The organism is Lelliottia sp. WB101, from assembly GCF_003051885.1.
GTDB lineage: Bacteria > Pseudomonadota > Gammaproteobacteria > Enterobacterales > Enterobacteriaceae > Enterobacter > Enterobacter nimipressuralis.
In genome coordinates, this window is record NZ_CP028520.1 from 4,358,196 (window position 1) to 4,384,198 (window position 26,003).

The 26,003-nt window shown below is 53.7% G+C and carries 24 protein-coding genes, 1 tRNA gene and 1 pseudogene; 15 read left to right on the forward strand and 11 right to left on the reverse strand.

Features of this window, described 5'->3' with window-relative positions:
* Positions 1 to 54 precede the first annotated feature (54 nt).
* The 3 genes from DAI21_RS21115 to DAI21_RS21125 form a co-directional block, all read right to left on the reverse strand.
* A complete protein-coding gene (locus DAI21_RS21115; RefSeq protein WP_107704105.1) occupies positions 55 to 1,134 on the reverse strand; it encodes a YncE family protein in 1,080 nt (359 codons plus the stop codon).
* A 286-nt stretch (positions 1,135 to 1,420) separates the two neighbouring features.
* Entirely contained in the window at positions 1,421 to 1,885 is a 465-nt protein-coding gene (locus tag DAI21_RS21120; protein WP_146003455.1) for a hypothetical protein, read from the reverse strand.
* Positions 1,872 to 2,672: a transcriptional regulator gene (locus DAI21_RS21125; protein WP_159075444.1), complete on the reverse strand. Its 801-nt coding sequence runs from the start codon at positions 2,670 to 2,672 to the stop codon at positions 1,872 to 1,874. The genes DAI21_RS21120 and DAI21_RS21125 overlap by 14 nt, the downstream gene beginning before the upstream one ends.
* Before the next feature lie 541 nt (positions 2,673 to 3,213).
* Between DAI21_RS21125 and DAI21_RS21135 the strand changes: the two genes are divergently transcribed.
* The 3 genes from DAI21_RS21135 to DAI21_RS21145 all read left to right on the forward strand — a co-directional run bounded on the left by DAI21_RS21135 (position 3,214) and on the right by DAI21_RS21145 (position 6,660).
* A complete protein-coding gene (locus tag DAI21_RS21135; protein WP_102104243.1) occupies positions 3,214 to 3,654 on the forward strand; it encodes a winged helix-turn-helix domain-containing protein in 441 nt (146 codons plus the stop codon).
* 152 nt (positions 3,655 to 3,806) lie between these two features.
* The gene (locus DAI21_RS21140) at positions 3,807 to 5,735 is read left to right on the forward strand and encodes a methyl-accepting chemotaxis protein (protein ID WP_234419505.1); all 1,929 of its coding nucleotides are present in this window, start codon (positions 3,807 to 3,809) and stop codon (positions 5,733 to 5,735) included.
* Positions 5,736 to 5,811: 76 nt separating this feature from the next.
* Complete coding sequence (locus tag DAI21_RS21145; protein ID WP_107704109.1) at positions 5,812 to 6,660, forward strand: EAL domain-containing protein; 849 nt, start codon at positions 5,812 to 5,814, stop codon at positions 6,658 to 6,660.
* A 15-nt stretch (positions 6,661 to 6,675) separates the two neighbouring features.
* Here DAI21_RS21145 and DAI21_RS21150 read toward each other — a convergent pair.
* Positions 6,676 to 6,752, reverse strand: a tRNA-Arg gene (locus DAI21_RS21150).
* 286 nt (positions 6,753 to 7,038) lie between these two features.
* Between DAI21_RS21150 and DAI21_RS21155 the strand changes: the two genes are divergently transcribed.
* The 3 genes and pseudogenes from DAI21_RS21155 to fimZ all read left to right on the forward strand — a co-directional run bounded on the left by DAI21_RS21155 (position 7,039) and on the right by fimZ (position 9,932).
* Positions 7,039 to 7,773: an EAL domain-containing protein gene (locus tag DAI21_RS21155; RefSeq protein WP_234419506.1), complete on the forward strand. Its 735-nt coding sequence runs from the start codon at positions 7,039 to 7,041 to the stop codon at positions 7,771 to 7,773.
* A gap of 10 nt (positions 7,774 to 7,783) precedes the next feature.
* A pseudogene (locus DAI21_RS21160) lies at positions 7,784 to 8,502 on the forward strand (helix-turn-helix transcriptional regulator).
* A 797-nt stretch (positions 8,503 to 9,299) separates the two neighbouring features.
* Positions 9,300 to 9,932, forward strand: coding sequence for a fimbria biosynthesis transcriptional regulator FimZ (fimZ, locus tag DAI21_RS21165; RefSeq protein ID WP_100777328.1), 633 nt, complete (start codon positions 9,300 to 9,302; stop codon positions 9,930 to 9,932).
* Positions 9,933 to 9,983: 51 nt separating this feature from the next.
* Here fimZ and sfmF read toward each other — a convergent pair whose 3' ends face one another.
* The 6 genes from sfmF to fimA form a co-directional block, all read right to left on the reverse strand.
* Entirely contained in the window at positions 9,984 to 10,508 is a 525-nt protein-coding gene (gene sfmF / locus DAI21_RS21170; protein WP_107704110.1) for a fimbria assembly protein, read from the reverse strand.
* 10 nt (positions 10,509 to 10,518) lie between these two features.
* Complete coding sequence (gene fimH / locus DAI21_RS21175; RefSeq protein ID WP_107704111.1) at positions 10,519 to 11,505, reverse strand: type 1 fimbria D-mannose specific adhesin FimH; 987 nt, start codon at positions 11,503 to 11,505, stop codon at positions 10,519 to 10,521.
* Positions 11,506 to 11,518: 13 nt separating this feature from the next.
* Positions 11,519 to 14,086, reverse strand: coding sequence for a fimbrial biogenesis usher protein (locus tag DAI21_RS21180; RefSeq protein ID WP_107704112.1), 2,568 nt, complete (start codon positions 14,084 to 14,086; stop codon positions 11,519 to 11,521).
* Positions 14,087 to 14,100: 14 nt separating this feature from the next.
* Complete coding sequence (gene fimC / locus DAI21_RS21185) at positions 14,101 to 14,793, reverse strand: type 1 fimbria chaperone FimC (protein WP_107704113.1); 693 nt, start codon at positions 14,791 to 14,793, stop codon at positions 14,101 to 14,103.
* 43 nt (positions 14,794 to 14,836) lie between these two features.
* On the reverse strand, positions 14,837 to 15,382 hold the full coding sequence (gene fimI, locus DAI21_RS21190) for a type 1 fimbrial protein subunit FimI (RefSeq protein WP_102104249.1): 546 nt from the start codon (positions 15,380 to 15,382) through the stop codon (positions 14,837 to 14,839).
* A 65-nt stretch (positions 15,383 to 15,447) separates the two neighbouring features.
* The gene (fimA, locus tag DAI21_RS21195; protein ID WP_100777334.1) at positions 15,448 to 16,002 is read right to left on the reverse strand and encodes a type 1 fimbrial major subunit FimA; all 555 of its coding nucleotides are present in this window, start codon (positions 16,000 to 16,002) and stop codon (positions 15,448 to 15,450) included.
* Between the two features lie 307 nt (positions 16,003 to 16,309).
* Here fimA and folD point away from each other — a divergent pair, with 307 nt between their 5' ends.
* The 4 genes from folD (at position 16,310) to malI (ending at position 20,288) form a co-directional block, all read left to right on the forward strand.
* The gene (gene folD / locus DAI21_RS21200; RefSeq protein ID WP_102104250.1) at positions 16,310 to 17,176 is read left to right on the forward strand and encodes a bifunctional methylenetetrahydrofolate dehydrogenase/methenyltetrahydrofolate cyclohydrolase FolD; all 867 of its coding nucleotides are present in this window, start codon (positions 16,310 to 16,312) and stop codon (positions 17,174 to 17,176) included.
* Between the two features lies 1 nt (position 17,177).
* Entirely contained in the window at positions 17,178 to 17,390 is a 213-nt protein-coding gene (ybcJ, locus tag DAI21_RS21205) for a ribosome-associated protein YbcJ (RefSeq protein WP_107704114.1), read from the forward strand.
* Positions 17,391 to 17,688: 298 nt separating this feature from the next.
* The gene (locus DAI21_RS21210) at positions 17,689 to 19,188 is read left to right on the forward strand and encodes a PTS transporter subunit EIIC (protein WP_100777337.1); all 1,500 of its coding nucleotides are present in this window, start codon (positions 17,689 to 17,691) and stop codon (positions 19,186 to 19,188) included.
* A gap of 83 nt (positions 19,189 to 19,271) precedes the next feature.
* Positions 19,272 to 20,288 carry a Mal regulon transcriptional regulator MalI gene (gene malI / locus DAI21_RS21215; RefSeq protein WP_102104251.1) on the forward strand — a complete coding sequence of 339 codons (1,017 nt, stop codon included), beginning with the start codon at positions 19,272 to 19,274 and terminating at the stop codon, positions 20,286 to 20,288.
* Positions 20,289 to 20,359: 71 nt separating this feature from the next.
* Here malI and cysS read toward each other — a convergent pair whose 3' ends face one another.
* A complete protein-coding gene (gene cysS / locus DAI21_RS21220; protein WP_107704115.1) occupies positions 20,360 to 21,745 on the reverse strand; it encodes a cysteine--tRNA ligase in 1,386 nt (461 codons plus the stop codon).
* A gap of 173 nt (positions 21,746 to 21,918) precedes the next feature.
* Between cysS and ppiB the strand changes: the two genes are divergently transcribed.
* From ppiB to mnmH, 5 genes are all read left to right on the forward strand, one after another.
* On the forward strand, positions 21,919 to 22,413 hold the full coding sequence (gene ppiB, locus DAI21_RS21225) for a peptidylprolyl isomerase B (RefSeq protein ID WP_107704116.1): 495 nt from the start codon (positions 21,919 to 21,921) through the stop codon (positions 22,411 to 22,413).
* A gap of 3 nt (positions 22,414 to 22,416) precedes the next feature.
* On the forward strand, positions 22,417 to 23,139 hold the full coding sequence (gene lpxH, locus DAI21_RS21230) for a UDP-2,3-diacylglucosamine diphosphatase (protein ID WP_107704304.1): 723 nt from the start codon (positions 22,417 to 22,419) through the stop codon (positions 23,137 to 23,139).
* 118 nt (positions 23,140 to 23,257) lie between these two features.
* Complete coding sequence (gene purE / locus DAI21_RS21240; protein WP_100777340.1) at positions 23,258 to 23,767, forward strand: 5-(carboxyamino)imidazole ribonucleotide mutase; 510 nt, start codon at positions 23,258 to 23,260, stop codon at positions 23,765 to 23,767.
* Positions 23,764 to 24,831: a 5-(carboxyamino)imidazole ribonucleotide synthase gene (gene purK / locus DAI21_RS21245; protein ID WP_107704117.1), complete on the forward strand. Its 1,068-nt coding sequence runs from the start codon at positions 23,764 to 23,766 to the stop codon at positions 24,829 to 24,831. The genes purE and purK overlap by 4 nt, the downstream gene beginning before the upstream one ends.
* Positions 24,832 to 24,929: 98 nt before the next feature.
* Entirely contained in the window at positions 24,930 to 26,000 is a 1,071-nt protein-coding gene (mnmH, locus tag DAI21_RS21250; RefSeq protein ID WP_107704118.1) for a tRNA 2-selenouridine(34) synthase MnmH, read from the forward strand.
* Positions 26,001 to 26,003: the final 3 nt, after the last annotated feature.

Genomic DNA, 26,003 nt, shown 5'->3' on the forward strand with positions numbered 1-26,003 from the left:
GTTCAACATACGCGCAAAATGGCCCGTCGCCGGGCCTGATAATTTATAAGAGGTTTATTTCAGTGAAATTCTGACAACGCTGTCCGGTCCGTTCGTGGAGTGGTCTTTGTTGAACGCCTGTTTGACGGTGACGTACAGCGTCTGGCCATCTTCCGACAGCAGCAGGCTGTTTGGATTCGGAGGCAGATCCCAGCTCTGTTTGACGGCATAGGTCGTGGCATCCAGGCTCAGCAGTTTTCCGCTTTCGCGCTGGGTGATGTACAGCTCGTTGCGTTTAGCGTTGAATTTCACCGCCAGCGAATCGCCCACATCGAGCTGCTTAATCACTTCGCCGGTATGGATATCCAGCACCAGTGTGGTTTTGGCTTTGGAGTTATCGGTCACGAACAGGCGACCCGTGGCCTTGTCTTCTGCAAGGTTAAGCAGCAGCGCCGGTTTGTCGCCGAGCGGTTTCCAGCGTTTTTCGATGCGATTGTTGCGCGGATTGATAATCAGGATTTCGCCGCCGCCGTTAGCCACGTATATGCGCTGAGTCTGCTCAGACCACAGCAGCCCCGTCACCCACTGCCCGGCATTTTTGATGGTTTTTTTCAGCTTGAGCGTTTCGGCATCCACCACCCAGACCACTGCCGGATCGGCGACACCGCCGATGTAAAGGGTGCCGTCATGCAGCAGCACCTGGCGCGCCCCGTACGGGAACCCTTCTTTGTTGCGCTCGGTAAACAGCAGACGATTTTTCACTTTGCCGTCCGCGGTGCTGATGGCGCTGATGCCGCCGTCCAGCGAGTTGGTTGCATAGACGGTGCTGCCATCAGGGGAGATCGCCAGCGCAAAGTTTTTCAGATCCGTATGGCTGCGGCCAATGGTTTTGAGCGTAGTGGGATCGAGTTTGTAGATCACCCCGCCCTGCACGTCCTTAAACCCTTCGGCGCTAGCGACATACAGCGCATCGCCTTTCGGACTGAGCACCATTTCGTATAAGCCGTCGGCCAGTTCACGCTTCACCACGCCGGTTTCAGCAGGCGCGGTTACGGCGGTGTGGGCTTCAGGGGCAGGTTTGGCGGCATGCTGCGCGGCGCAGCCGGAAAGAGAGGCAGCCACAAGCAGCGCCAGCGCGGACAATTTTTTTGTCATCAGGAACATCCTTTACCGTTCAAAAAGAGAATCAGGCGGGAAACTGCGTCGCATGCTGCTGTGCGATTAAGGTTGTTTTACAGGCTGTGAGGCCAGTGCAGAGTCCACCGTTAACACTCAGTGTTCCGTGTGAGATCTGCGCTCACTGTTGATGCGGGAATCGTCCGTCGCTGCCCACAAACACTAAAGAGAATGAGAACTATACTCATTATCTTTATATGATCAAGCGTAAAAATGGGCAACAAGATAAAACAAGCAGGGATGAGAGAGCGTTAGGTCACCGCATCTACTCTTTTGCGCAATAAATAACAGGGGCGTTTCTGTAGATAATGAAATAGCTGGAGGCGTTCGCCGGCGTTATCTGAACTTTAAGGCCGCGATCGCGCAGACGGAAAAAGTCCGGGACATCCAACCTGAAGGCTTCATTTCTTTTTGGGCGTCCACTGGTGTCGCTGGACACCATAATAATATCCCCCGCTTCTCGCCAGTAATTAAACGCAATTTTATTACTGACTTCGACAGGTGGCTGGCCTTTCTGGGTATATTCCCCAGACGTTGCATAGCTACCCTCCCCGTTCATAAATGAATAATCCATCATGACGTCAAGAAGATAATTATCGTCTACCACCGTTACATGCGCTTCGCAGCTGAAGTGATTACGCTGGTAATGAATATACCACGCATAAAGCAAGGGTGCGGCAATGGCCAGAACGATAAACGTCCAGCGCAGCGTTATTTTATTCATCATCATAATTCTGCGGCCTGTAAATAATGGAATCACACTGCGCATTTTTGTCCTGTAGCGGACGGTCGCAAATAATGACCGAATGAGCCTGCTGCGAAAAACTGCTGGTCATCCAAAGTACCCCTCCGGGTTTGCACTGAATGGGATAGCGTTTCGCCAGCCCCGCCAGCATTTCACTGGTTTTCTCTTTATCCCGCCAGGATGAATATACGTCACACCCGTTAAATTGACTCACCGACTGATAATGCGTCAGAGAGGACTTATCCTCTTTAATCAGAAAGTACGATATCGCGCAGGAGAGCAGAAAAAGAATGCCTGCCACCCCATAGGCAAGCTTTGCCGGGAAAAAAGAGGGTTTGCGAATCATCTCAGAAACAGCTACCGCCGTAACCTCTGCGACGGGATATTCTTCGGGCAAAACCGAAACCAGCGCCGTTGTCTGCGGGCGAATAAACTCGTCCAGTTCCCCTTCGCGCAGCTGGGCAATCGACTTAAATCCCTCTTTAGGCAGGGTCTTAATGATGTTTTCTTCCAACCCCGCAAATTTCAGCGCCTTGCGGATTTGGGAAATGGTCTGGTAAAGGGCATTGGTACTGACAATCGCCCCCTGTTTCTCCCAAATGGAGGCAAACAGAACCCGCTGCGTCACGACCTGGTTGTTGTTTTCCAGGAGTAAAAGCAGGCACTCGCTCACCGGGCCATGAAGCGTGGTAGCCCTCTGGGGATACCCGTCCAGCGGACCGAGGCGCCGCAAATCAGGTTCAAACAGCAAGGTATCGTTGATGACGTACACTTTTTTCATGGTGCGATCGATAGTTGACATAGAAAACCTGATTCAGAATTTAGTTATTATATATCAGCAGGTTGAAATAAACACCTTCATGCAAAAAACCGCTCTTCGCTCGCGCCTTAAGCCTCTTAATCAGTATAAATCATATAACTTCACTCACGTTTTTGTCAGGCAATTCTTAAAGTTGTGGCATCGGAAACCTATGGATGAAGGAAACGTGATCATCGACACTCACAATCAGCCATTGATGCTTGAAAACCAGAAAACTTCGCGACTTTATGTTGAGTGGTTGATTCATTACGCGTTTTTAGCATTAATCTCCAGAAATCATAAAAAACAAGGTGCATAGCACTACAGATGCAACTTATGTAAATAGAAACTCTATAAACAAATCGTCAACACAGGGTTTCTTATAGCGCATAGTGTTGTGTATTGGAAAGCACGAACGGCATACATATAATCCACCTTATAAAATGTATGGTTTATTAGAAAAGTGTATTTCCAGCGGCGTATGTCAGGTTGACTCTAATGCAGGAATAAAGAGATGGGCTATCGTCTATATGGCTTTATGATTGGTGATGAAATTCACTTCGATATTACCAATCGCAGACTGTACCGACTTACCGGTAGTCACAACGATAAAAGTGTGGCGTTTGCATCAATCTATTTTAACGAAACGATGTTACGGCTTTTCCTATATCTGCTGGAACATGGTCGTAAGAAAGTCATCGCCAAAGAAGAGTTGTTCGAAAAGATCTGGGAGGACAATAACCTCAGTCCTTCGACCCAGCGTTTATGGCAAGTGCTCCATAACCTGAACAACAAACTGAATCTTCTTGGATTACCCGAGGACTTTATTCGCAATATTAGAGGGCATGGTTACATCATTAATTACCAAGATGTCGTCCCCGTATATTATAGAATGAGCGAACTCCCTGCTCACTCTGTTAAAAAAGAGGAGAAGTCTGATCCCCTGAGTGAGTGATGTCAACTCAGCGGTTTTGCCCTTCGTACCTGAGTGCAAAGGGCTTTTTTTTACTTCTTCAGTTTCATGTTTTGCATTCCATTAATGATGGCAACATAGCTAAAAATATTGTCGCTCGGTAAAAACCGGCCCGGGAAAAATAGATGAGTATAATGAATCGTTTTCAAAATTTAAAAGTCAGCCGAAAACTCTTATTCGGCTTTTCGACTATTTTATTGGTGACACTGGCCATTCTGCTGTCGGGAATGCTGGGGATGGTGAGCATTCAGGATCGCGTCGAGAAAAATGAACATACCACCGGCCTGTTTAACGCACTGTCTGCCGTGCGACTGGCCCGTCTGAACTATCTGTATACGCAGGACCAGGCGTATCTCGATCAGACCAACGATGCCGCCCAGACGATGCAGGATATGATCGCCCGGCTAGAAACTTACACCTGGACGCCTGAGGGAAAAGTTTCCGTGGATAAGACGGACGCTGCGGTGAAAAACTACATCGCGTCCCTGACGCCGTTTACCAAAGCGGCGAGCGAAAAAACGGACAGTGAGCGCAAACTCAATACGCAATCCCTGTGCGATAACTCTGAAATCGCATCGAAATTAAGCCGCAGCGCGGCGTTAACTCCACAGCAGACGCTGGTTGCGTCACAGGTGGCCTTCATCCTGAGCGATATTGACTCCCAGGTCTCTCTCTATAAGCAGCACCCGACGGAGGAGGCAAAACAAAACGTCCTGACGCGTCTGGACGCGGCCAAAAATGGGATAACAGAGATGCTGCGGTTTGTGCCGGAAGATCAAAACGCCTGGCTGAACAACAGTCTTAAAGATATGCAGGCAATCGCTGCAGAACTCGACCACTACAAAGTTGTGTGGGCAGAGCAATCGACCCTCTCAGAAACCCTGACAGATAAAGCAGAGGCACTGATTGAGACTATTCAGTCGATGTTCGCCAGACAGCAACAGAAAGTGGTTGAGACCGTTGATGGCGTCCGGCTGCAGATGAGCATTGTGGCTGCCATTGGCATTGCCCTTGGCCTGCTGCTGGCAATGGGGATCACCGCATCAATCACCCGTCCGCTAAACGAAACTTTGCGCGTCGCAGAGCAAATCGCCAAAGGCGATCTCACCAGTACGTTGACCAGCACGCGTCATGACGAACCTGGGCTGCTGATGCAGGCCGTTTCAACCATGAACGAAAACCTGAAAAGCATTATTAATGACGTGCGCGAAGGGGTGGAAAGCGTGGCCCGCTCCTCCACGGAAATCGCCGCGGGCAACATGGATTTGTCATCACGCACCGAGCAGCAGTCTGCTGCCGTAGTGGAGACCGCAGCCAGCATGGAAGAGCTGACCTCAACCGTCGCGCTGAATGCGGAAAACGCTAACCAGGCGCGCCTGCTGGCGGAAGAAGCGTCGCAAAATGCCAGCGAAGGCAGCCTGATTTCCCAGAAAGTGATCGATACCATGAAAAATGTGCGACTCAGCTCGCACCGCATTTCTGAGATCACCACGGTGATTAACAGTATCGCTTTTCAGACCAACATTCTGGCGCTCAATGCCGCTGTGGAAGCCGCACGCGCGGGCGATCAGGGGAAAGGTTTTGCAGTCGTCGCCGCCGAAGTGCGCACCCTGGCGCAACGCAGCGCGCAGTCAGCAAAAGAGATTGAGAACCTGATCCACGAATCCGCCGTTCACGTCGATACCGGTTTTAACCTGGTGGAAGGCGCCGGTGCCGCGATGTTCAAAATTGAAAAATCGGTGGCGCAGGTGCGCGATATCATGAGTGAAATCGCGACCGCGACGGACGAACAGAGCCGTGGGATTTCGCAGATTGCGCAGGCGATGGCCGAGATGGATACCACTACGCAGCAGAACGCCGCGCTGGTTGAAGAATCCTCCGCTGCGGCCAGTTCGCTGGAAGATCAGGCCGTGCAGCTAGAGAAGGTGGTGTCGATCTTCCGTGTATCGAATACCCCACGCCAGCTTAAGGAGAGCCGTCCGGCAGGCAAAGGGCATGTTATTGCGCTCCCTCCCGGCAAAAAAGAGAGCGTCAGCGACCAGGACGACTGGGTGAAATTCTAATCCAGCCTGTGATTCCCCCCTTCTCGTCAGGTAAACCTTCCCGGCTTGCCTGACGAAAACGCGATAAAAGTGACCTATGGAAAACACCCTTAAAAAAGATCCTACGTTTCTCAACGGGCTGGGATCATCGTTGATCCGCGGTCTGTCACGCTTTAAAACGATCCCCGCCCAGCCTGGGTTGAAAACCCTGAAAACGGCCATCGCGCAAAAGCAAATCACCCCTGTTTATCAGCCGTTTATCAACGCGCAGACCGGGAAAATCGCGGGCATCGAAGTCCTCGCCCGCTGGCGGCACCCCACCTATGGCGATGTTTCACCCGACGTATTTATCCCGCTGGCAGAACAACACGGCCTGATTATTTCGCTGACCCATCAGCTTATCCAGCAGGTGATTGCCGATCTCGAACACCCGATTCAGCACTTCCCGGTGGGAACTTATATTTGCATTAATATCAGCGCGCAAAATTGTCTCGATCCGAATTTCGAGATCGACACCTGCGAGCTGTTAAAGAAATGCGTCGCGAATCAGAGTCAGGTGGTGATGGAAATCACCGAGAGACACCCGCTGCATTTCACCCCGCAGCTGAGCAACTGGTTTGCTGCCCTGCGGCGCGCCAACATCTCTGTCGCGCTGGATGACTTTGGCACCGGCTATTCGAACCTGTCATACATTTCTGCCCTGAATCCGGAATTCATCAAGATCGATAAAATGTTTATCAGCCAGATTGGCGTCAGTGCCGATACACGGCTCGTGGACTGCATGATTACGCTGGCCAAAAACATGCATCTAAAGATTATTGCCGAAGGGGTGGAAACACAGGTACAGGCGAACTATCTGCGTGCTAAACAGATCGACTTCTTGCAGGGGTTTTATTTTTGCCGACCGCTACCGGTGGAGGAGTTGCTTAAGGTGGTGATGGCGTGAGTAACGGTGACTTAATGGTACGCCCTGTAGGATTCGAACCTACGACCTACGGCTTAGAAGGCCGTTGCTCTATCCAACTGAGCTAAGGGCGCACGGAGAAGCGTGCACTTGCGGTGTGAAACGCCTGGAATTATACGGTCAATGGCTAGTGAGTCAATGCCTTTTAGCGCAATCGCCTGCCTTCTCACCATCCCCCTGTTTATCCCTCGTCAATACGTCTGTTTTTTCGACATTCCTCTCATTTTTCTGCCACTTGATGACTCTACGAAAAGGCTTAACGCCGTTTAAGTAACGCCTGGTATTTTCTGCCGACCATCGCTCTCACACTAGCCTCCGGTATCCCGGCGCCGAGGAGCCGGAAGATAACAGGACAGTGTAGTGACCTCCCCATTCCCGCTTAACCATTCCGGCTTGCCAGAATGCGATCTTCCCCCACTGCGTAGCGTCTCGCCAGAGATTATCGGCATCAAGCTGGAGCCTATCGTGGCTCTCTCCTCTTCGCGAGTGGTCGGGCGCGAAGTGCTTAGCCTTCTCGCCTCCCCTGAGCAAAGTGAAGCGTTTTTTCAGCAACAGTCGGTGAAACAGTCGCTTAGGCTGCTTGAACTGCAGCTCGCCATGTTAAAAAACACACTTTACGCTAAAAACCTTTTTATCAACCTGCCGATAACCGTATTGAGTGACCCAGAATCCTTCGCCCGAATCCTGCCGCTGCTTAACGCCGGCCAGAATATTGAAATTGTCGAACCCAGCGCACTCTTCAGACTTCCGGCTCCCATGCGTGAACGCGTAACCCGCCACTGGTGGATGCTCGTCGAACGCGGATGCCATCTCTGGCTTGATGACGTAAACACGGCTTCTATTCGTCCATTTTTAGGCTGTCGTTTACCGTTATGTGGCGTCAAGATCGATAAGATGGCGTTCTGGCGAAAAAAAGGCTCGCCTGCGCTAGCCCAGCTGGTAAATCTCTGCGCACAGGTCGCCAGCAATGTGCTGATTGAAGGTATTGAGTCAAACAGGGATCGGGAGTACGCGCTGCAGGCAGGAGCGGGATTCGGTCAGGGATATTACTGGCCGTCTGTAGGCTGGTCTGAAGAAAAAAGGACATTAGCCTGAGAGAGAATCTATGCGCATGACCGTACGCCGCTATCGGCGTCGTCGTAAAGGAAGCGATTCGCTGGGTTTTTCACATTCGCGTTCCAGCGCCCCTTTTTTTGATCGTCTTGTTTATTTGAGTCAATCCATCAACCAGACACGCAGACCCGACGCCCCCTTTATCGTTCTCGTGACCCACGATCGTTTCCTGCATGCAGGAATTCAGCACGGCCCATCCCCCCTGAAACACTGCTGCGGATATGACACGCTCGAATCGGCCTTCAGCGCGCTGGAAAACTGGCCCTCGGCCAGACTGGTTGTCGATATGGAGAGCCGCACGATGCCGCTGATGGAGATGCTCACCACGCTTCGGCGCGCCATTCTGTATCCCCCCTACACTGCCGTGAGCCTGCTGATACGCGCTGATGATTATGACGCCCGGCTGTTTTGCAAAACCAGCGGTCCCTTTGATGTGCTTGAGCGCCAGCTCCCGGCTCAGGCGCTGCAACATGCGTTAGCGACCGCCCTCCCTCCCGTGAATAATCGCCACATCTACTTTTCCAGAGAAGAGTGGTTTGTCCTGCAATATCTGACGCAGGGGAATCACTAAGAAATATTGCGCTTTTTCGCCAGCGCCCTTACAGCCGCGTGGTTTATCGTCTGGGACGAATTCTCAGTAAATTAGGGTTAAACCATCGTCAGGAATTACTGCATCTGCTGCATCGCCTTTCTGTCTCCTCTCCCGAATAACCCCTTAATTCCTAAAGACCTTTAAGAAATTACTTACGCACAATATTAAAATTATGTTTTAAATTAACATTTATGCAAAGATTACAACTATTCCTAATCCAGGATTTCTCGTGATGTTAATCTCTGCGTAGCGATCAAAAAACAGCATTTTCATCCAGAAGTTAAGTTTTAATCTCATCCGTTAAAAAGATGATAACGATGTAAAAACGTGAGTATTCAATGAGTCGCTAAAAACGCTATCCCTTGCTGGCAGCAGATCCTTCTGCAATCGACGGCTTTTTTTGCTGAAAGGTGAACAGCACTTTCAAATGAAGGTCTCGCGCGGAAAGCGGCAATAAATCTTCCGCCGTGATGGCGCAGAAGATTCCGCTTACCGTGGGTGAAATGGCAACATTAAATTAACATTGAGGGGATTCTATTATTTTTTGCAATTACATAAATAGGATAATCCACATTAAGAGGAATGTCTGGTGATTTAGCCCAAATTTAAAATAATCACTTTCCGTCTCCAGAAGATCATATTAATAAGTACACCCTGAATAATTTACAGGCTTTTCGGAGAAAACTTACACGGTATAATAAGCATGTTCCAAAGGAGAATAAGAAATACCTTTACTCTTTCCAAAATATTAATAAGCCAACGCGCTACTGCCATTTTTTATCAGAATGCAAACAAGGATGCTTACGCTTTTTCCAGGGAATTACCCCCGTATAAGGATCTGCAGAATTATCCTTCCGGCTTACCAGGCACTTTTGCACAGATTGCAATTGCGCTTTCACAACCTGAGGCATAAAAAATGAAACCGGCATCCGTCATCATTATTGACGAGCACCCTATCGTCAGAATGTCAATTGAAGTCCTGCTCCAGAAAAACAAAAGCATTGAGATTAAACTCAAGTCAGGAGACAGCCATGAAGCACTCGACTACATTCGCAATCACCCTATCGATCTGGTGATCCTCGACATCGAATTACCTGGCACAGATGGGTTTTCATTGCTAAAAAGAATCAAGAACTTAGATGACAACATAAAAATTCTGTTTTTGTCTTCCAAATCAGAATCGTTTTACGCTGGCCGCGCCATGCGCGCAGGTGCAAATGGATTTGTGAGCAAAAGAAAAGATCTGAATGATATCTATAACGCCGTGGAAATGTTGCTCTCTGGATATTCGTTCTTTCCCTATGAGACCCTGAGCTTTATAAATCATCAAGGCTCACACCGGGGAGCAATAAATGACATGCCGTTATCAAACCGCGAGGTGACTGTTTTGCGTTATCTGGCCAATGGATTATCTAACAAGGAAATCGCGCAGCAATTATTACTTAGCAACAAAACAATTAGTGCGCATAAGTCCAACATCTACTCGAAATTAGGTGTGCAGACTATTGTAGAGCTGATTGATTATGCCAAAGCGCACGAGCTGCTTTAATCTGAAAGTCCTCCCTGAGACTCCAGTGAGTTTCAGGGAGGGTGTTTAGGCTTAATTATAATTAATCATAAAGGTCGCATCGGCATCTGCGCGCCCCGGCTGGGGATTATTTGCCGTAGCGATATAATTCGCATAAAAACTCAAAACTGCATTTCCCTGCTCATCAACCACCACATCCTGGCTCGCCTGCTGTAACGGCAGACGCGTTTTATCCCGATCGCGTATTTCTACCGCCACATTCGTCGCCTGGCTGGCATCGTTTAAGGCCAGCAGTTCTGGGTCCTGCGGATCTGTCTTTCCTGAAAAGGTAATCGACGCCGCACCCGGTGGGCAGCCGGTCAGCTTCAGCGTAAACGGCATCGCCTGGGTTCTGCTGCCCGTGGTGCTGAGCTGTTTGGTCGGCCAGGTGCCCAGCGTCACCGATTTGTCGCTGTCGCTCCCCTCAGCCACACAGGTAAAATCGATAATATTGCCGTACAGTTCGATATTGATTTCGCCCAGTGGGCTTGCCGCCAGCGCGCCTTTCACAGGCATAAAGGCTACGGCTACAGCGGCAACTAAAATCCCTATGCGCATCGCCCTCTCCTTAATCGTAATCCACGCGAAGATAGCCGCGTGAGGTGAAGCGCCCTTCGCTCGGTTTATTCCCGGTGACGCTCACCGGCCAGGCGGTGATCCCAACCACTGCCGAGGCGTTGTCATCCAGGCGGAACGGGATCTTGCTGGCGAGATTGTTGGGCGTCAGGGGCGTATTGTTCGTGCTGGCGACGATAAAACCGAGATCAGGATTATCAGAAACCAGCGCATTTCCGGACACTTTTTCCGTTTCCACTCGCATAGTCAGGTAGGCGTTGGCCTCCACGTTAGTGCATTTTATGGCGATGGTCTGGGTTTTAGGCGAGACGTTCTGCGGGCGATTTCCCGCCCCGGCCTGGCTAAACTGCGAGGCGCCAATATCGCCAAAATCGAATTCCACCACCTTCCCGGCGTTAATCGCACAGCTTTGCGGCACCTGAATGGTTCCGCTGTAGCTGATGGTATACACCGGGGTCGTCAGCGGGTCCGATGAGGTGGTCGTAACATAGACCCGGAACATCGTCTGACGCGGGATCTCCACCATATTGATAAATCGCCGCGTCACCTTCAGGCGAAACACCAGATTCGAGTCTTTCACCCCGAAAGGTTTATTTTTAGAGACGTTCGGGTGGCTCCCCATCTGAATAAAATTCTGCGGCGGATAAAACACGCCGGAGTAGCTGTCGGTGATCTTCATCGCGCCATCCAGATACTCATTCAGCTTCAGATATTTGTAGCCATCGATGGTGCTGGTGATCGGGAAATCGGTCACGTAGCTGCGCTTGGTGGTGTTGCCCGATGTCCCTTTCGGGCAGACCGCGTTGACCCCCACCCACTGGGATTTCTCCGCAAGCGTGACAATCTGCCCAATCTGGTTATTGGAACTATTAAACTTATCCGTCAGATCGTAATAGATATCCGTCGGCACACCGTTTTCGTTAGTACAAACCGTGGCCAGCGCCTGCGTGACAGGAAGCATTACCAGCAGCGCGGCCATCAGGTATCGACTCTTAATCACAGCGAATCTCCTTCATCGTGATTGCCTGTTGCAGGCTCTTTTCAGGCAGGACGTACGGCGCGTGGCACTGGGCGCTGGCGCCGTTGCCCCACTGAACCAGCAGCTCGCCTTTAAGCGGCAGCCCGCTGAGGTAAATTTGCCCGTCATCGCCCACCATGCTGGTGACGCCGCTTCCGGTTTCGCGCACTACGGCACCAAAAGGCAACGGCTGATTGCCGCGCATGACGGTCAGCAGCGCACGAACGCCAATGCGCGTATCAAAGCTGGCACGCACCAGCGCACCGTTGGTCGGCACCACGCTGCTGACGTTGTTTTCAATATCGGTACTGTTGTTCATGGTATTGGTATCCAGCGCCACGCGGTTGTAGCGATAGACCGTGGCGTAAGGCATCACGGCGTAACCCCGCCAGTCGGTTTTCACACCGGTTTGGTTTTCGACATTCACTCCGGACGCGCCCGGCGCTTTGATTAGCACGTTGGTATCCCCGAGCGGCTGGCTGAAGGTCACACCGTCCGCATGGCCTACAACGCCGCCTGACATTTGCCAGTTCAGATCGTGCTGGTCGCGGGAATAGTTGTACCCGGCCCCGAAGGTGCCGTAGGTGGCCTGCCAGTTTGCGCTGGCGCTGCCGCTTGCACCGTTGGTGCTGGTGTGTCCCTGACTCACGCTGTAGTTCAGGTTTCGATCTTCCAGCAAGGTGCCGCTAACGCCGGTCTGCCAGGTGGTATCTCCGCTGCTGTTGCGGCTGGCAGAGGCCGTGGCGTAGGCGCGATCGAAGGCGCTGTCTCGGCGATAACCGTGACGGGTAAACAGGCTGAACGGAACCGACACGTTGAACGAGGCCAGCTTGTCTGTGCCATCAATGCCCACCGCCTGATTCCACGACCAGGAGACGGAATAGCTCACGCCTCGCCAGCCGCCGGCATAACCCAGCTGATACCAGACGCTGGAATCGCTGGTACCCCAGTAAGTTTGCTCGCTGCCCGACACATAGAGCGACCCGTAATCCCCCAGCGACTGGGAAATGTTCACCTGGAAGCGCCCTTTTTTGTTCCACGTCAGATTGTGATAACTCACCACATCCGACACGCCATTCTCGTCCTTGCTGTCGCTGTACTGGTAACCTTCCATGGCTTTCCACGCCACGTCATCCAGGGTGTAGAACCCTTTGGTTGAATAGCGATAGCCAAGCAGCTGGAAGTTAGTCCCGAAGCCGTTCAGGGATTTGGCGTACAGGAAGCGTAAAGATTGCCCTTCGTGGCGACTGTCGTCAGCCAGCTGGCTGCGCGCCTGGGTGACATCGAGTGAAATCGCCCCCCAGTCGCCAAAGTTTTTCCCCGCACCGAGCGCGATGGCGCTGTAGCGCGAGGCGAGCTGGGTGCCGCCATACAGGGTATAACCATTGCTCAGCCCCGCAATCAGCGTGCCCTGGGTGAAGAACGGCGTGTCCTGATCGTCGTTGCCGCTGCGGTAATCCCCCGCCACCAGATCGTATTTCATGCGGCCTTCACGCTGTAAGAGCGGCACCGTGGAGTACGGCACCGTATAGCGCTGCGGGTTGCCGTCTTTCTCTTCAACCGTGACCTCAAGGTCGCCGCTCGACGACGTCGGGTTCAGATCGCTGATGGCAAATGCCCCTGCCTGCACGTAGCTCTGATAGATGACATATCCGTTCTGGCGGATCACCACTTTCGCCGGGGTGCGGGCGATACCGCGCACGGTCGGCGCGTAGCCCTGCATGCTGTCCGGGTACATGCTGTCAGAGGAGTACATGCGCAGCCCGCGGAAACCGAGGCTGTCGAACACGTCATTTCCGGTGTTGCTGTCCCCAGCCACCAGCTCGCTTTTCAGGGGAATGATTGTCCGCTGGGCGGATGTGCTGATGTTCTGCCACTCGCGATGGCTTTCCCCGTTGCTCTCGGTATAGCGCCACGCACCGTTGTTACGCAGACGCCACGGGCCATAGTTCAGTCCGCTTTGCAGATTCAGGTAGTAGCTGTTGTCGGCGTCATTGCCTTTGTTGCCGCTGAAGCTGTAGTTCAGCAGCAGCGCCGGTATGCCTTCGTCCCACTGATCCGGCGGAATATAGCCGCGCGCGCTGTTCTGCATTGCCACCTGCGGCAGGCTGACGTTCAGGCGCAGCGAGGCAAAATTGAAGCCAATCTCCGAGCCGGGGATCGCCGTCGCCAGCGGAACGCAGGTTTCGCCGGTCACGTTAAGAAGTTCAGGGAAGGCAGTGATGTTGACGCCAAAGCGGTCCAGCATCGCGCGCGTGATGCACGGCGACAGCCCGCCCGCGACCGGAGGCGTATTTTCATCCCCGGCCTCAAAGCGGACATCCTGGGTACCGATAAACTCATCGTTACGCCAGATATCCACGCGATAGGTGCCAGGCGCCTGCTGATGCCCCTGCTCAAAGCGCGACAGATCCGCCACGCCCGCCGTGTCATCGGACAAAAACGCGGGGTTAAAATAGTTCTCAGACCAGGCTATCCCCGGGCAGAGCACCGCCATTATGGCCAGCACACACGGGCGGTAACGCCATCGTGAAGGATTCATCACTGTGACTCTGCTCAAAGACTGACGCGACGCGCGGGAGTAATCGCGCCGTAATCATTCACGCTCTGCCAGGAGAGCGTGCCGCTGGCCCCGTCAGGTAGCGCCTGCTGGGCTGAATTTTTCGGCGCAATCATGATATTTTCCAGCTTCTTCCCGCCGAGTTGCAGGTTCACCAGCGTGACGTAATAGGGTGAAGCATTGCTGACTTTCAGGTGGTTGCCCGCGCGTTCAAAGTGCAGCTGCGAAAGCGCCTCTTCCGGCGGCATCGCCAGATTTTTTGGTCGCACAAACAGTTTGATACGCGACAGAATCGCCAGCTGCAGAACGTTTTTTCCTTCCAGGTTGGCTTTGTTCACCGAAGGAATGGCCTTCACGTTCATGTAAAACAGGGATTCGCGGTCCGTTGGCAGCGGCGGCCCCGCATAGATAATGCGCAGCGTGTTCTCGCTGTCGGGTTCGCTGACAAACAGCGGCGGCGTGACCGCGAAGGTTTTTTCTTTCTGCCCGCGATCGTTTTCAATCCACGCGTTAATTAAATAGCGCTCTTGTTTATTGCTGTTCGTGATCGCGAGCGATGTCTGTTTCGCGTCGGCCGGATAAATCACGCGCGTCGCCCCCAGAGCAATCCCACCGGATGCCTGAACGGGCAGAGAAATCATCATCAAAATAAGCGAAAAGATCAGTCCTGGTTTTATTAAGGAGTTCATCACAACAATACCTTTACTATTAAGTTCGCAGGCGTGTACGACGTTATGGATAAATCAACGTAAACCAGACATCCGACTGAATATTGCCCGGCACAAGGTGTTCTGAAATAGCCCGATAGCGCGCACTGAAATGAAAGTTCAGCTCGGGCGTGTCGATCGGCAGCATATTATTGGCGGTGGCGTTGGGAATAATCTGTCGCTTCTGCGAATCAAAAAGTGCCAGCCCAATCCCGCTACTGACGCGGCTGTTGCCGGGACGGGATGTTGCCAGAAAAACCTGCGGATCTTCAGCGGGCGTAATGCCCTGAAACATCATCCCGACCGTGCGGGAAACATCCACACTGCAATCCACCAGACGCAGGGTAAAAGGCACATCCACCGTCGAAAAACTGCCCACACCGTGAAAGGCGTTGGTGCGATACTGCCCCATCTCCACGCGCAGGCTTTGACTCTCGGGCGCCACGGCGCAACCGCCGTTGACCAGCTCACCTTTGAGATGTACCCGTCCGCCATCCACCACCACGCGGTGCGCCATCACAGGCTGTACGGCAGTAATCGTCAGCAGAAACAGAAGCCCAATTCTGGTCATCCTTAGCCCTCGATGTGGATCAAACTGGCCTCTTCCCTGAGGCCCGGTCTTCCCTGAAAAGCCGATTATTCGTATTTCAAGACGAAAGTGGCGTCCGCGTTCGCCTGACCAGGCTCAGTGGTTGCCGCAGTCGATTTGTAGCGTGCGGTGAAGTTCAGGGTGTTGGTCCCTGCGATCAGCGTTTTCGCTGCGGAGAAGGTTGCACCGTCTGGTGTCAGGGTGCTGGACGCGCTATCCAGAATCTCGATACCAACACCTTTAGCCGTGTTGTCGTTATCGCCTGCGGTTACAGCCAGCAGGGTTTTATCGGTCGCATCAATCTGGCCGGTGAAGGCAACAGCAGCGGTGGCAGCCACTTCTGGATCGCAATCATTCAGTTCAATGTTGAACGGAATATTAGAAGTGGTATCGCCCACTTTCGTGAATTTAGCGGTACGATATTGACCCAGAGTCACGATCTGATCCGCAGATTCAGTATTTACTGCGCATGCCGCATTAACTAATTCACCTTTAAAGTGAACGGTACCGCCATTGACGGAAACGGGATCTGCTGCATGAGCTGCACCCGCAACCAATACCAGCGAAGCAATGACGGAAGAAGCAATATTGCTAAGTTTCATATCTGTTCCTTTGGAATGTAAAAAGCCCTTCCCGGGTTAATTCGGGAATAAAAAACACATTCAATTGCGTAATTGAAAGTTTATTTTGGAAGCAACAAAGTAGCCCACGGACAAATATTAAAACAGGTCAAAACACTGCGATAATTCCAGGCTACATCCTAATTTCCCTTAGGAAAAGACCATTCAATGAGCAGGGTTTAGGGCCTGATTGTGGAAATCTCTCAATGGGTGACTGACAGCGGGCCTCGCTTCTGACAAAATATAGGCAATCCCCCTTTCAAACGTTACAGACGGAATCCTCTCTCTGATGGCAGCAAAGATTATTGACGGTAAAACGATTGCGCAGCAGGTGCGCTCTGAGGTCGCGGAAAAAGTGAAGGCGCGTACAGCGGCCGGAAAACGCGCTCCAGGGTTAGCCGTTGTGCTGGTTGGCAGCAACCCGGCATCGCAAATTTATGTCGGCAGTAAACGTAAAGCATGTGAAGAGGTGGGCTTCGTCTCCCGTTCCTACGATCTGCCGGAAACCACCAGCGAAGCAGAACTGCTTGAGCTGATTGACACCCTGAATGCCGACGACGCGATCGACGGTATTCTGGTGCAGTTGCCGCTGCCTGCAGGCATCGACAACGTGAAGGTGCTGGAGCGTATCGCACCGGATAAAGACGTGGACGGTTTCCATCCGTATAACGTCGGACGTCTGTGTCAGCGCGCACCGCGTCTGCGTCCGTGTACGCCGCGCGGTATTGTGACGCTGCTGGAGCGCTACAACATCGACACCTACGGTCTGAACGCCGTGGTGATTGGCGCATCCAACATCGTTGGCCGCCCGATGAGCATGGAGCTGCTGCTGGCCGGTTGCACCACCACCGTGACGCACCGCTTTACCAAAAACCTGCGTCAGCACGTCGAGAATGCCGACCTGCTGATCGTGGCGGTCGGTAAGCCGGGCTTTATTCCGGGCGAGTGGATCAAAGAAGGCGCCATCGTAGTGGACGTGGGTATTAACCGTCTGGAAAACGGCAAAGTGGTGGGTGACGTGGTATTTGAAGACGCCGCCGCGCGCGCGTCTTACATCACACCGGTACCGGGTGGCGTGGGTCCAATGACCGTAGCAACCCTGATTCAGAATACATTGCAAGCATGCGTTGAGTATCACGACGCAGAGGAAGCGTAAGATGGCAACATTTTCATTAGGTAAACACCCGCACGTTGAACTGTGCGATCTGCTGAAGCTGGAAGGCTGGAGCGAAAGCGGCGCACAGGCGAAGATTTTCATCGCCAACGGCCTGGTTAAAGTCGATGGCGTGGTTGAAACCCGCAAGCGCTGCAAAATTGTCGCAGGGCAGACGGTCACCTTCGAAAACCAGAGCATCACCATTACCGCCTGAGTCGCTCAAGGCCCGGCGGCGCTTCGCTTGCCGGGCCAATGACGCGTGGTTGGTGTTTGTAGACCGGGTAAGGCATTTCTGCCGCCCGGTATTTCCCCCCCCTCTCAGCTCCCTGATTTCCCCTCAACCATAACGGTTAATTCTCGATCAACTTCAAAGAATCACTATTTCGTTTGTTGAAATGTGAAAATTAAGTTGCACGAATTTCAGGCTTCTCTCACGATAAGTAGAACGTTCTACTAAAACGTTCTACTTACAATAACAGCGCCTCTCAAAGCGCTTCTCGGGGGAAATCAGCATGAGTCTGATATCAGGGTTTGTTAAATCGTTGTCTAAGTTATCGATGATTGGCCGCGCGTTGATGCTGCCAATTTCACTGCTTCCTGCTGCGGGCCTGCTGTTAGCCTTCGGCGATAAATTCCACATGCCGCTGATGATGAACGCCGGTGGGGTTATTTTTGATAACCTGCCGATGTTGTTCGCCATTGGTTCTGCCGTCGGCCTGGCATCTGAATCCGGGATCGCAGCCCTGTCGGCGGCGGTATCGGTGTTTGTCACTAACATCACCATCGGCACCGTTCTGAGCATTACGCCGGAAATGGCCTCCCAGGGCGGGAAATACGCCATGGTGGTGGGCATTCCGACCCTGCAAATGGGCGTTTTCGGCGGGCTTATCTGCGGTATTCTTGCGGCCTGGTGTTATAACCGCTTCCACACCATGCAGCTGCCGGAATTCCTCGGCTTCTTCTCCGGCAAACGTTTTGTCGCCATCGCCACTGCGTTTCTGTCATTCGTTCTCGGTTTGCTGCTGCCGTATGTCTGGCAGCATATTCAGGCGGGGATCGATGCCCTGTCGGTAATTGTGAACGGCGATAATCAGGCGGCCTCGACCTTTATCTTTGGTCTGGTTGAACGTGCGTTAATCCCGCTCGGCCTGCATCACATCTGGTATCCGTCGTTCTGGTACTCGTTCGGCGATTACACCACTCAGGCGGGTCAGGTGATCCACGGCGATCAGACAATCTGGTTCAAAATGCTGGAAGAAGGGACCAAATCCTTTAGCAGCGACACCTACCAGAACGCCGGTAAATTCATGCAGGGCGAGTTCCCGCTGATGCTGTTCGCGCTGCCTGCGGCCTGTCTGGCGATGTATCACGAAGCGCACACCAAGAATAAGAAAATCGCCTTCGGTATTCTGTTCTCGGCGGCGTTAACCTGCTTCCTGACGGGTATCACCGAGCCGGTGGAATTCACCTTTATCTTCGTGGCCCCAATCCTGTACGTCTTTAACGCTATTATGGCGGGTCTGGCCTACATGACGATGTACCTTCTGCACGCTCACATCGCCAAATCCTTCTCTGCGGGCCTGATTGACTACATTTCGTTTGGTATCCTGCCGTCGTTCAACGGCTATCAGACTAACTTCCTCAACGCCGTGATCATCGGTATTCCTATGGCGCTGATCTACTACTTCACCTTCCGCTTCGTCATCCGCCGTTTCGACGTCAAAACGCCGGGCCGCACGGAAGTGACCGCCACCACGGATGACAAAACCGACACCGAAATCGCGACCGAAATCATCGGCCTGCTGGGTGGTGCGAAAAACATCGACTCCGTCGGCTCCTGTATCACGCGTCTGCGTCTGGAAGTGGCGAAGAGTGATGAAGTGGATAAAGACGGGCTGAACGGTCTGGGTGCGCGCGGCGTCGTCTTCGTCGGCGATAACGGTATTCAGGTGATTTTCGGTGCCAGAGCACAGTTTATCGCCCAGACCATGTCCACCATGATCGGTAAATAATAAGATGCCGGACCGGCACGTCTCCTGTACTCTGGGAGGCGTGTCTTATCTGGCTGATAATCGAGAAATTTCAGGGAGCGAGTTTGAAGAAAGTCAGCATTATTGATGTCGCAAAACACGCAGGCGTATCGGTGTCCACCGTCTCGCTGGTGTTACGTCAGAAAGGGAAAATCTCAGAGGCAACGATTGAGAAAGTCCACGCTGCCATCAATACGCTTGGCTACATTCATAACGTCGCTGCCGCCAATCTTCGCGCCAACACCTCCAATCTTATCGGCCTGATCCTGCGTGATTTCAGCGACAGTTTCTCCATCAAAGTGATGGCGAGCATCGTGCAGGAGCTGGAAAAGCAAGGCTATATGGTTTTCCTCGGGCAGCCGCTTAACGATCACGAGCATCTTGAGCGCTGCCTGCTTTCGTTTAAACAGCAGGGCGTCGCCGGGGTGATCTATCTGGCGTCCGATACGCGAACCTCCACGCTTCCGGCGCAAATCCGCGAATGCCCGTTACCGCTGGTCGTGGTCTCCCAGTCCTTGCTGAATGAAACCTGCAATCTGGTGATGCGCGATAATCGCCAGGCGGCGAATCTCGCCACCCGTTATCTGATTGAGCGCGGGCATCGTAATATCGCCTATATCGGCGGGCGGGAAGGCTGCCTGATCCGCGAGCAGCGCCTGCTCGGTTTTCGCAGCGCGATGACGCAATACGGCCTGGTAAACCGCGAAGAGTCCGCCCCGGTCTGTAGCGACGATACCCAGGCGGCGGGGTTTATCACCCGTCAGCTGCTGGAAAAAAACAACACCATCACCGCCCTGCTGTGCCATTCGCCGGATGCGATGATCGGTTCGATTTCCGGGATTCATCAGGTCGGGCGTACCGTCGGGAAAGATGTGTTTCTGACGCAGCAGGTCGCGCTGGTCGGGTTTGAAGATATGCTTCATGTGAATCTGACCTCGCCGTCCTTCACCTATGTGTCGTCGGCGAGTGAAGAGACAGGCCGTCAGGCGGCCGGTTTGATGATTCGCAAGCTGAAGGAGCCGGATCTGCAAACGCAGCGGATCACCCTTTCCGGGCAGCTGATTGCGCGGGAGTCGGCCTAGAAATAGCAAAACGCCCGAACATGTCGGGCGCTTTATTGACTGTTTTACGGAATTGACCGGGTAACAGTGACCTACTTACGACGCCAAGTGGTGCCCTGCGGGCCATCTTCCAGGATAATCCCCATTTCTGTCAGGCGATTACGCGCCGCATCTGCAGCCGCCCAGTCTTTCGCCTGACGCGCTTCCAGACGCGCTTTAATCAACGCCTCAATTTCCGCCACTTCGCCATCGTCCGCCTGTGCGCTGCTTTGCAGGAACACTTCCGGCTCTTGCTCCAGCAGGCCGAGCACCGCAGAGAGTTTACGCAGATGAGCGGCCAGCGCGTTCGCGGCAGCCATATCTTCTGTTTTCAGGCGGTTCACTTCACGCGCCATATCAAACAGCACCGAGTAGGCTTCCGGGGTGTTGAAATCGTCGTTCATCACCTCGATAAAGCGTGCTTCGAACGCATCGCCCCCTGCCGGTGCGGCGGATTTGTCGGTGCCGCGCAGCGCAGTGTACAGACGCTCCAGCGCAGAACGCGCCTGTTTCAGGTTTTCTTCGCTGTAGTTCAGCTGGCTGCGGTAGTGGCCGGACATCAGGAAGTAGCGAACGGTTTCCGCATCGTAATATTTCAGCACGTCGCGCACGGTAAAGAAGTTGCCCAGTGATTTGGACATCTTTTCGCGATCGACCATCACCATGCCGGAGTGCATCCAGTAGTTCACGTACTCGCCGCCGTGAGCACAGGTGGACTGAGCGATTTCGTTTTCATGGTGCGGGAACATCAGATCCGACCCGCCGCCGTGAATATCAAAATGCTTGCCGAGCTGCTTGCAGTTCATCGCCGAGCACTCAATGTGCCAGCCCGGACGCCCTTCGCCCCACGGGGATGGCCAGCTTGGTTCACCGGCTTTGGACATTTTCCACAGCACGAAGTCCATCGGGTTGCGCTTCACGTCAACGACGTCAACGCGCGCACCGGCCTGCAGCTGGTCCAGATCCTGGCGAGAGAGCTGGCCGTAGTTCGGATCGGTCGGCACCGAGAACATCACATCGCCGTTGTCGGCAACATAGGCGTGACCGCGAGCAATCAGCTTTTCGGTGATATCGATAATTTCATGAATGTGGTGCGTGGCACGCGGCTCGCTGTCCGGACGCAGAATATTGAGTGCATCAAAATCTTTGTGCATCTCGGCGATCATGCGATCCACCAGCGCGACAAAACTCTCACCGTTTTCATTAGCGCGTTTAATGATTTTGTCATCAATGTCGGTGATGTTACGCACATACTTGAGCGTATAGCCCAGGAAACGCAGGTAGCGAGAGACCACGTCGAACGAGACAAAAGTACGCCCATGACCGATATGACAGAGATCGTAAACAGTGATACCACACACGTACATGCCGACTTCCCCGGCATGGATAGGTTTAAATTCCTCTTTTTGGCGCGTCAGAGTATTAAAGATTTTTAACATCGAAGATTCCGTGTAGACGTGTGTGGATAATAAAGTCTGTATAATACCCATAATTCAGACCGGAATCAGCACACAATGCAAGATGATCCCGTCTTACGGTTATGCTATAACAGCCCTCTTATCTGTGACCTTACAGAGGTCGACGTACCACAATACCGGAACAGGATGCAAAAATGGTTACTTTCCACACTAATCATGGCGATATCGTCATCAAAACTTTTGACGATAAAGCGCCTGAAACAGTTAAAAACTTCCTGGACTACTGCCGCGAAGGTTTCTACAACAACACTATTTTCCACCGCGTGATCAATGGCTTTATGATTCAGGGCGGCGGTTTTGAACCTGGCATGAACCAGAAAGAAACCAAAGAAGCGATCAAAAACGAAGCGAACAACGGTCTGAAAAACACCCGTGGTACGCTGGCAATGGCGCGTACCCAGGCTCCACACTCAGCGACTGCCCAGTTCTTCATCAACGTGGCTGACAACGACTTCCTGAACTTCTCCGGCGAAAGCATGCAGGGCTGGGGCTACTGCGTATTCGCAGAAGTGGTTGAAGGCATGGACGTGGTTGAGAAAATCAAAGGCGTGGCAACTGGCCGCAGCGGTATGCACCAGGACGTTCCTAAAGAAGACGTTATCATTACCAGCGTGACCGTCAGCGAGTAATTGGTGGCGACACTCTTTATTGCAGACCTCCATCTGCAAACAGAAGAACCGGCGATCACCGCCGGTTTTCTGCGTTTTTTACAAGGCGAAGCCCGCTCTGCCGATGCGCTCTACATTCTGGGCGACCTCTTTGAAGCCTGGATTGGCGACGACGATCCCAACCCTCTGCACCGTGAAATCGCCGCCGCCATCAAAGCGCTGGTTGATTCCGGCGTCCCCTGCTTCTTCATCCACGGCAATCGCGATTTTCTGATTGGCAAACGCTTTGCCCGTGAAAGCGGCATGACGCTGCTGCCGGAAGAACAGGTGCTCGATCTCTACGGTCGCCAGGTGCTGATCATGCACGGCGACACGCTCTGCACCGACGATACCGGCTATCTGGCGTTTCGCGCCAAAGTCCATACGCCATGGATTCAGACCCTGTTTCTCGCTCTGCCGCTGTTTATCCGCAACCGCATTGCTGCCAAAATGCGCGCAGGCAGTAAAGCCGCCAACAGCAGCAAATCCCTTTCCATCATGGATGTGAATCCGCAGGCGGTTATCGAGGTGATGGAAAAACATCGCGTGCAATGGCTTATCCACGGCCATACCCATCGCCCGGACGTCCACACGCTATCCGCAAACGGCGAGCCCGCGCACCGCGTCGTGTTAGGCGCGTGGCATACGGAAGGCTCGATGGTAAAAGTCACACCAGACGGTATAGAACTGATCCCTTTCCCGTTTTAATCCCCCTCTCTTTGTTGCCGAAATCATCGCTACGCAATCGTTTTCCTGCTCGTGATTTAATGCTATTCTCTGTGCCCTCAAAGCAGTGTGTTCCGCACCCACAGGAGTTTTAAGACGCATGTCTTCCCGCAATAATCCGGCGCGTGTCGCCATCGTGATGGGGTCCAAAAGCGACTGGGCTACCATGCAGTTTGCCGCCGAAATCTTCGAAATCCTGAACGTTCCACATCATATTGAAGTGGTCTCCGCGCACCGTACTCCCGATAAACTGTTCAGCTTCGCCGAAGGCGCAGAAGAGAACGGCTATCAGGTGATCATTGCCGGTGCGGGCGGTGCTGCACATCTGCCAGGCATGATCGCCGCCAAAACGCTGGTGCCAGTGCTGGGTGTGCCGGTGCAAAGTGCTGCCCTGAGCGGCGTCGACAGCCTCTATTCCATCGTACAGATGCCGCGCGGGATCCCGGTCGGTACGCTGGCGATTGGCAAAGCGGGCGCTGCGAACGCTGCACTGCTGGCGGCACAAATTCTGGCAACACACGATAAAGAGCTGCATCAGCGTCTGGCAGAGTGGCGTAAAGCCCAGACCGACGAGGTGCTGGAGAATCCGGATCCGCGAGGTGAGGCATGAAACAAGTCTGCGTCCTCGGGAACGGTCAGCTGGGCCGAATGCTGCGTCAGGCGGGTGAGCCGCTGGGCATCAGCGTCTGGCCCGTCGGGCTGGACGCTGAGCCGGAAGCCGTGCCGTTTCAGCAAAGCGTTATCACCGCTGAAATCGAGCGCTGGCCGGAAACTGCGTTAACCCGCGAGCTGGCGCGTCATAACGCCTTCGTGAACCGCGATGTGTTCCCGATTATTGCTGACCGACTGACGCAAAAACAGCTGTTCGACAAGCTGGGCCTGGCGACGGCCCCGTGGCAACTGCTGGCGGATAAAAGCGAATGGCCGGCTATCTTCGAGACCCTCGGCGAGCTGGCGATCGTGAAGCGTCGCACCGGCGGCTACGACGGGCGCGGCCAGTGGCGTTTGCGTGCAAACGAAACCGCCGAGCTGCCGGACGAGTGCTACGGCGAATGTATCGTCGAGCAGGGGATCAATTTTAGCGGCGAAGTGTCGCTGGTTGGCGCGCGCGCCCATGACGGCAGCACGGTGTTTTATCCCCTGACCCATAACCTGCATCAGGACGGCATTCTGCGCACCAGCGTGGTGTTCCCGCAGGCGAACGCCGCTCAGCAGGCGCAGGCCGAAGATATGCTCTCAGCCATCATGCATGAGCTGGGCTACGTCGGCGTCATGGCGATGGAGTGCTTTATCACACCAGCCGGTCTGCTGATCAACGAACTCGCCCCGCGCGTGCATAACAGTGGCCACTGGACGCAAAACGGCGCCTCTATCAGCCAGTTTGAGCTGCATCTTCGCGCCATTACCGATCTGCCTTTGCCGCAGCCGGTGGTGAACAGCCCGTCGGTGATGATCAATCTCATCGGTACCGATCTGAATTATGACTGGCTGAAACTGCCGCTGGTCCATCTGCACTGGTACGACAAAGAGGTGCGCGAAGGCCGAAAAGTCGGGCATCTCAATCTGAACGATGACGACGCTGGCCGCCTGAGCGCCACCCTCGAAGCGATGGTTCCGCTGCTGCCACCTGAGTACGCGAGCGGCATCGCCTGGGCGCAAAGCAAACTCAAATAAGGTCTAAATGCCGGGGAGTTGATCTTTTCCTTCCCCGGCATCTTTCAACGCGCGTAAAATCCCCGCCTATTGCTGTTTTGTTTCCTTCAGGACTTCTCATGAACGATGGAACGGACTATCGCGCGATCCTTGCCGCCGATACCCCTTTACTCGACGTTCGCGCGCCGATCGAATTCACCCAGGGCGCCATGCCTGCTGCGCTCAATCTGCCGCTGATGACCGACGACGAACGCGCCGCCGTGGGCACGTGCTATAAACGCCAGGGGCCAGAAGCCGCGCTGGCGTTGGGCCATAGTCTGGTCAGCGGCGACACGCGGGAAGAGCGGATTAACGCCTGGCGCGACGCCTGCCTGGCTAACCCTGGCGGTTATCTCTGCTGCGCGCGTGGCGGGCAGCGCTCGCACATTGCCCAGGCGTGGCTAAACGCGGTGGGCGTTGATTACCCGCTGATTGTGGGCGGCTACAAAGCCCTGCGTCAGACCGCGATCCAAGCCACCGCCGAACAGGTGCAAAAGCCGATGGTGCTGATTGGCGGCTGTACCGGCAGCGGCAAAACGCTGCTGGTTAAACAGCACGCGTCGGGCATCGACCTGGAGGGGCTGGCGCGTCATCGCGGCTCATCCTTTGGCCGCACGCTTAATGCCCAGCTGTCGCAGGCCAGTTTTGAAAATCACCTGGCCGTTGCGCTGCTGAAAAAGGACGCCGCACGCTGGGTGCTGGAAGACGAAGGCCGAATGATTGGCTCCAACCATCTGCCGGAGTGTCTGCGCGAGCGCATGGCGGAATCGCCTATCGTGGTGGTGGACGATCCTTTTGATATTCGTCTTGAACGCCTGCGCGAGGAGTATTTCGCGCACATGTGGCAGGATTTTTCAGCCGCATTCGGCGAAGAAAAAGGCTGGCAGGAGTACACCGATTATCTGCACCACGGTCTGTTTGCCATCCGCCGCCGTCTGGGGTTACAGCGGTTTGCAGAGTTCAGCGCCTTACTTGATTCCGCGCTCATCGAGCAGCAGCGCACCGGACGTACCGAGGCGCACTATTCCTGGCTTGCGCCACTGCTCAATGACTATTACGACCCGATGTACCGCTTTCAGCTGGCGAAAAAAGCCGACAAAATTGTCTTTCGGGGCGAATTTAACGCGGTGGCCGCCTGGCTGGCGGCCTGATTC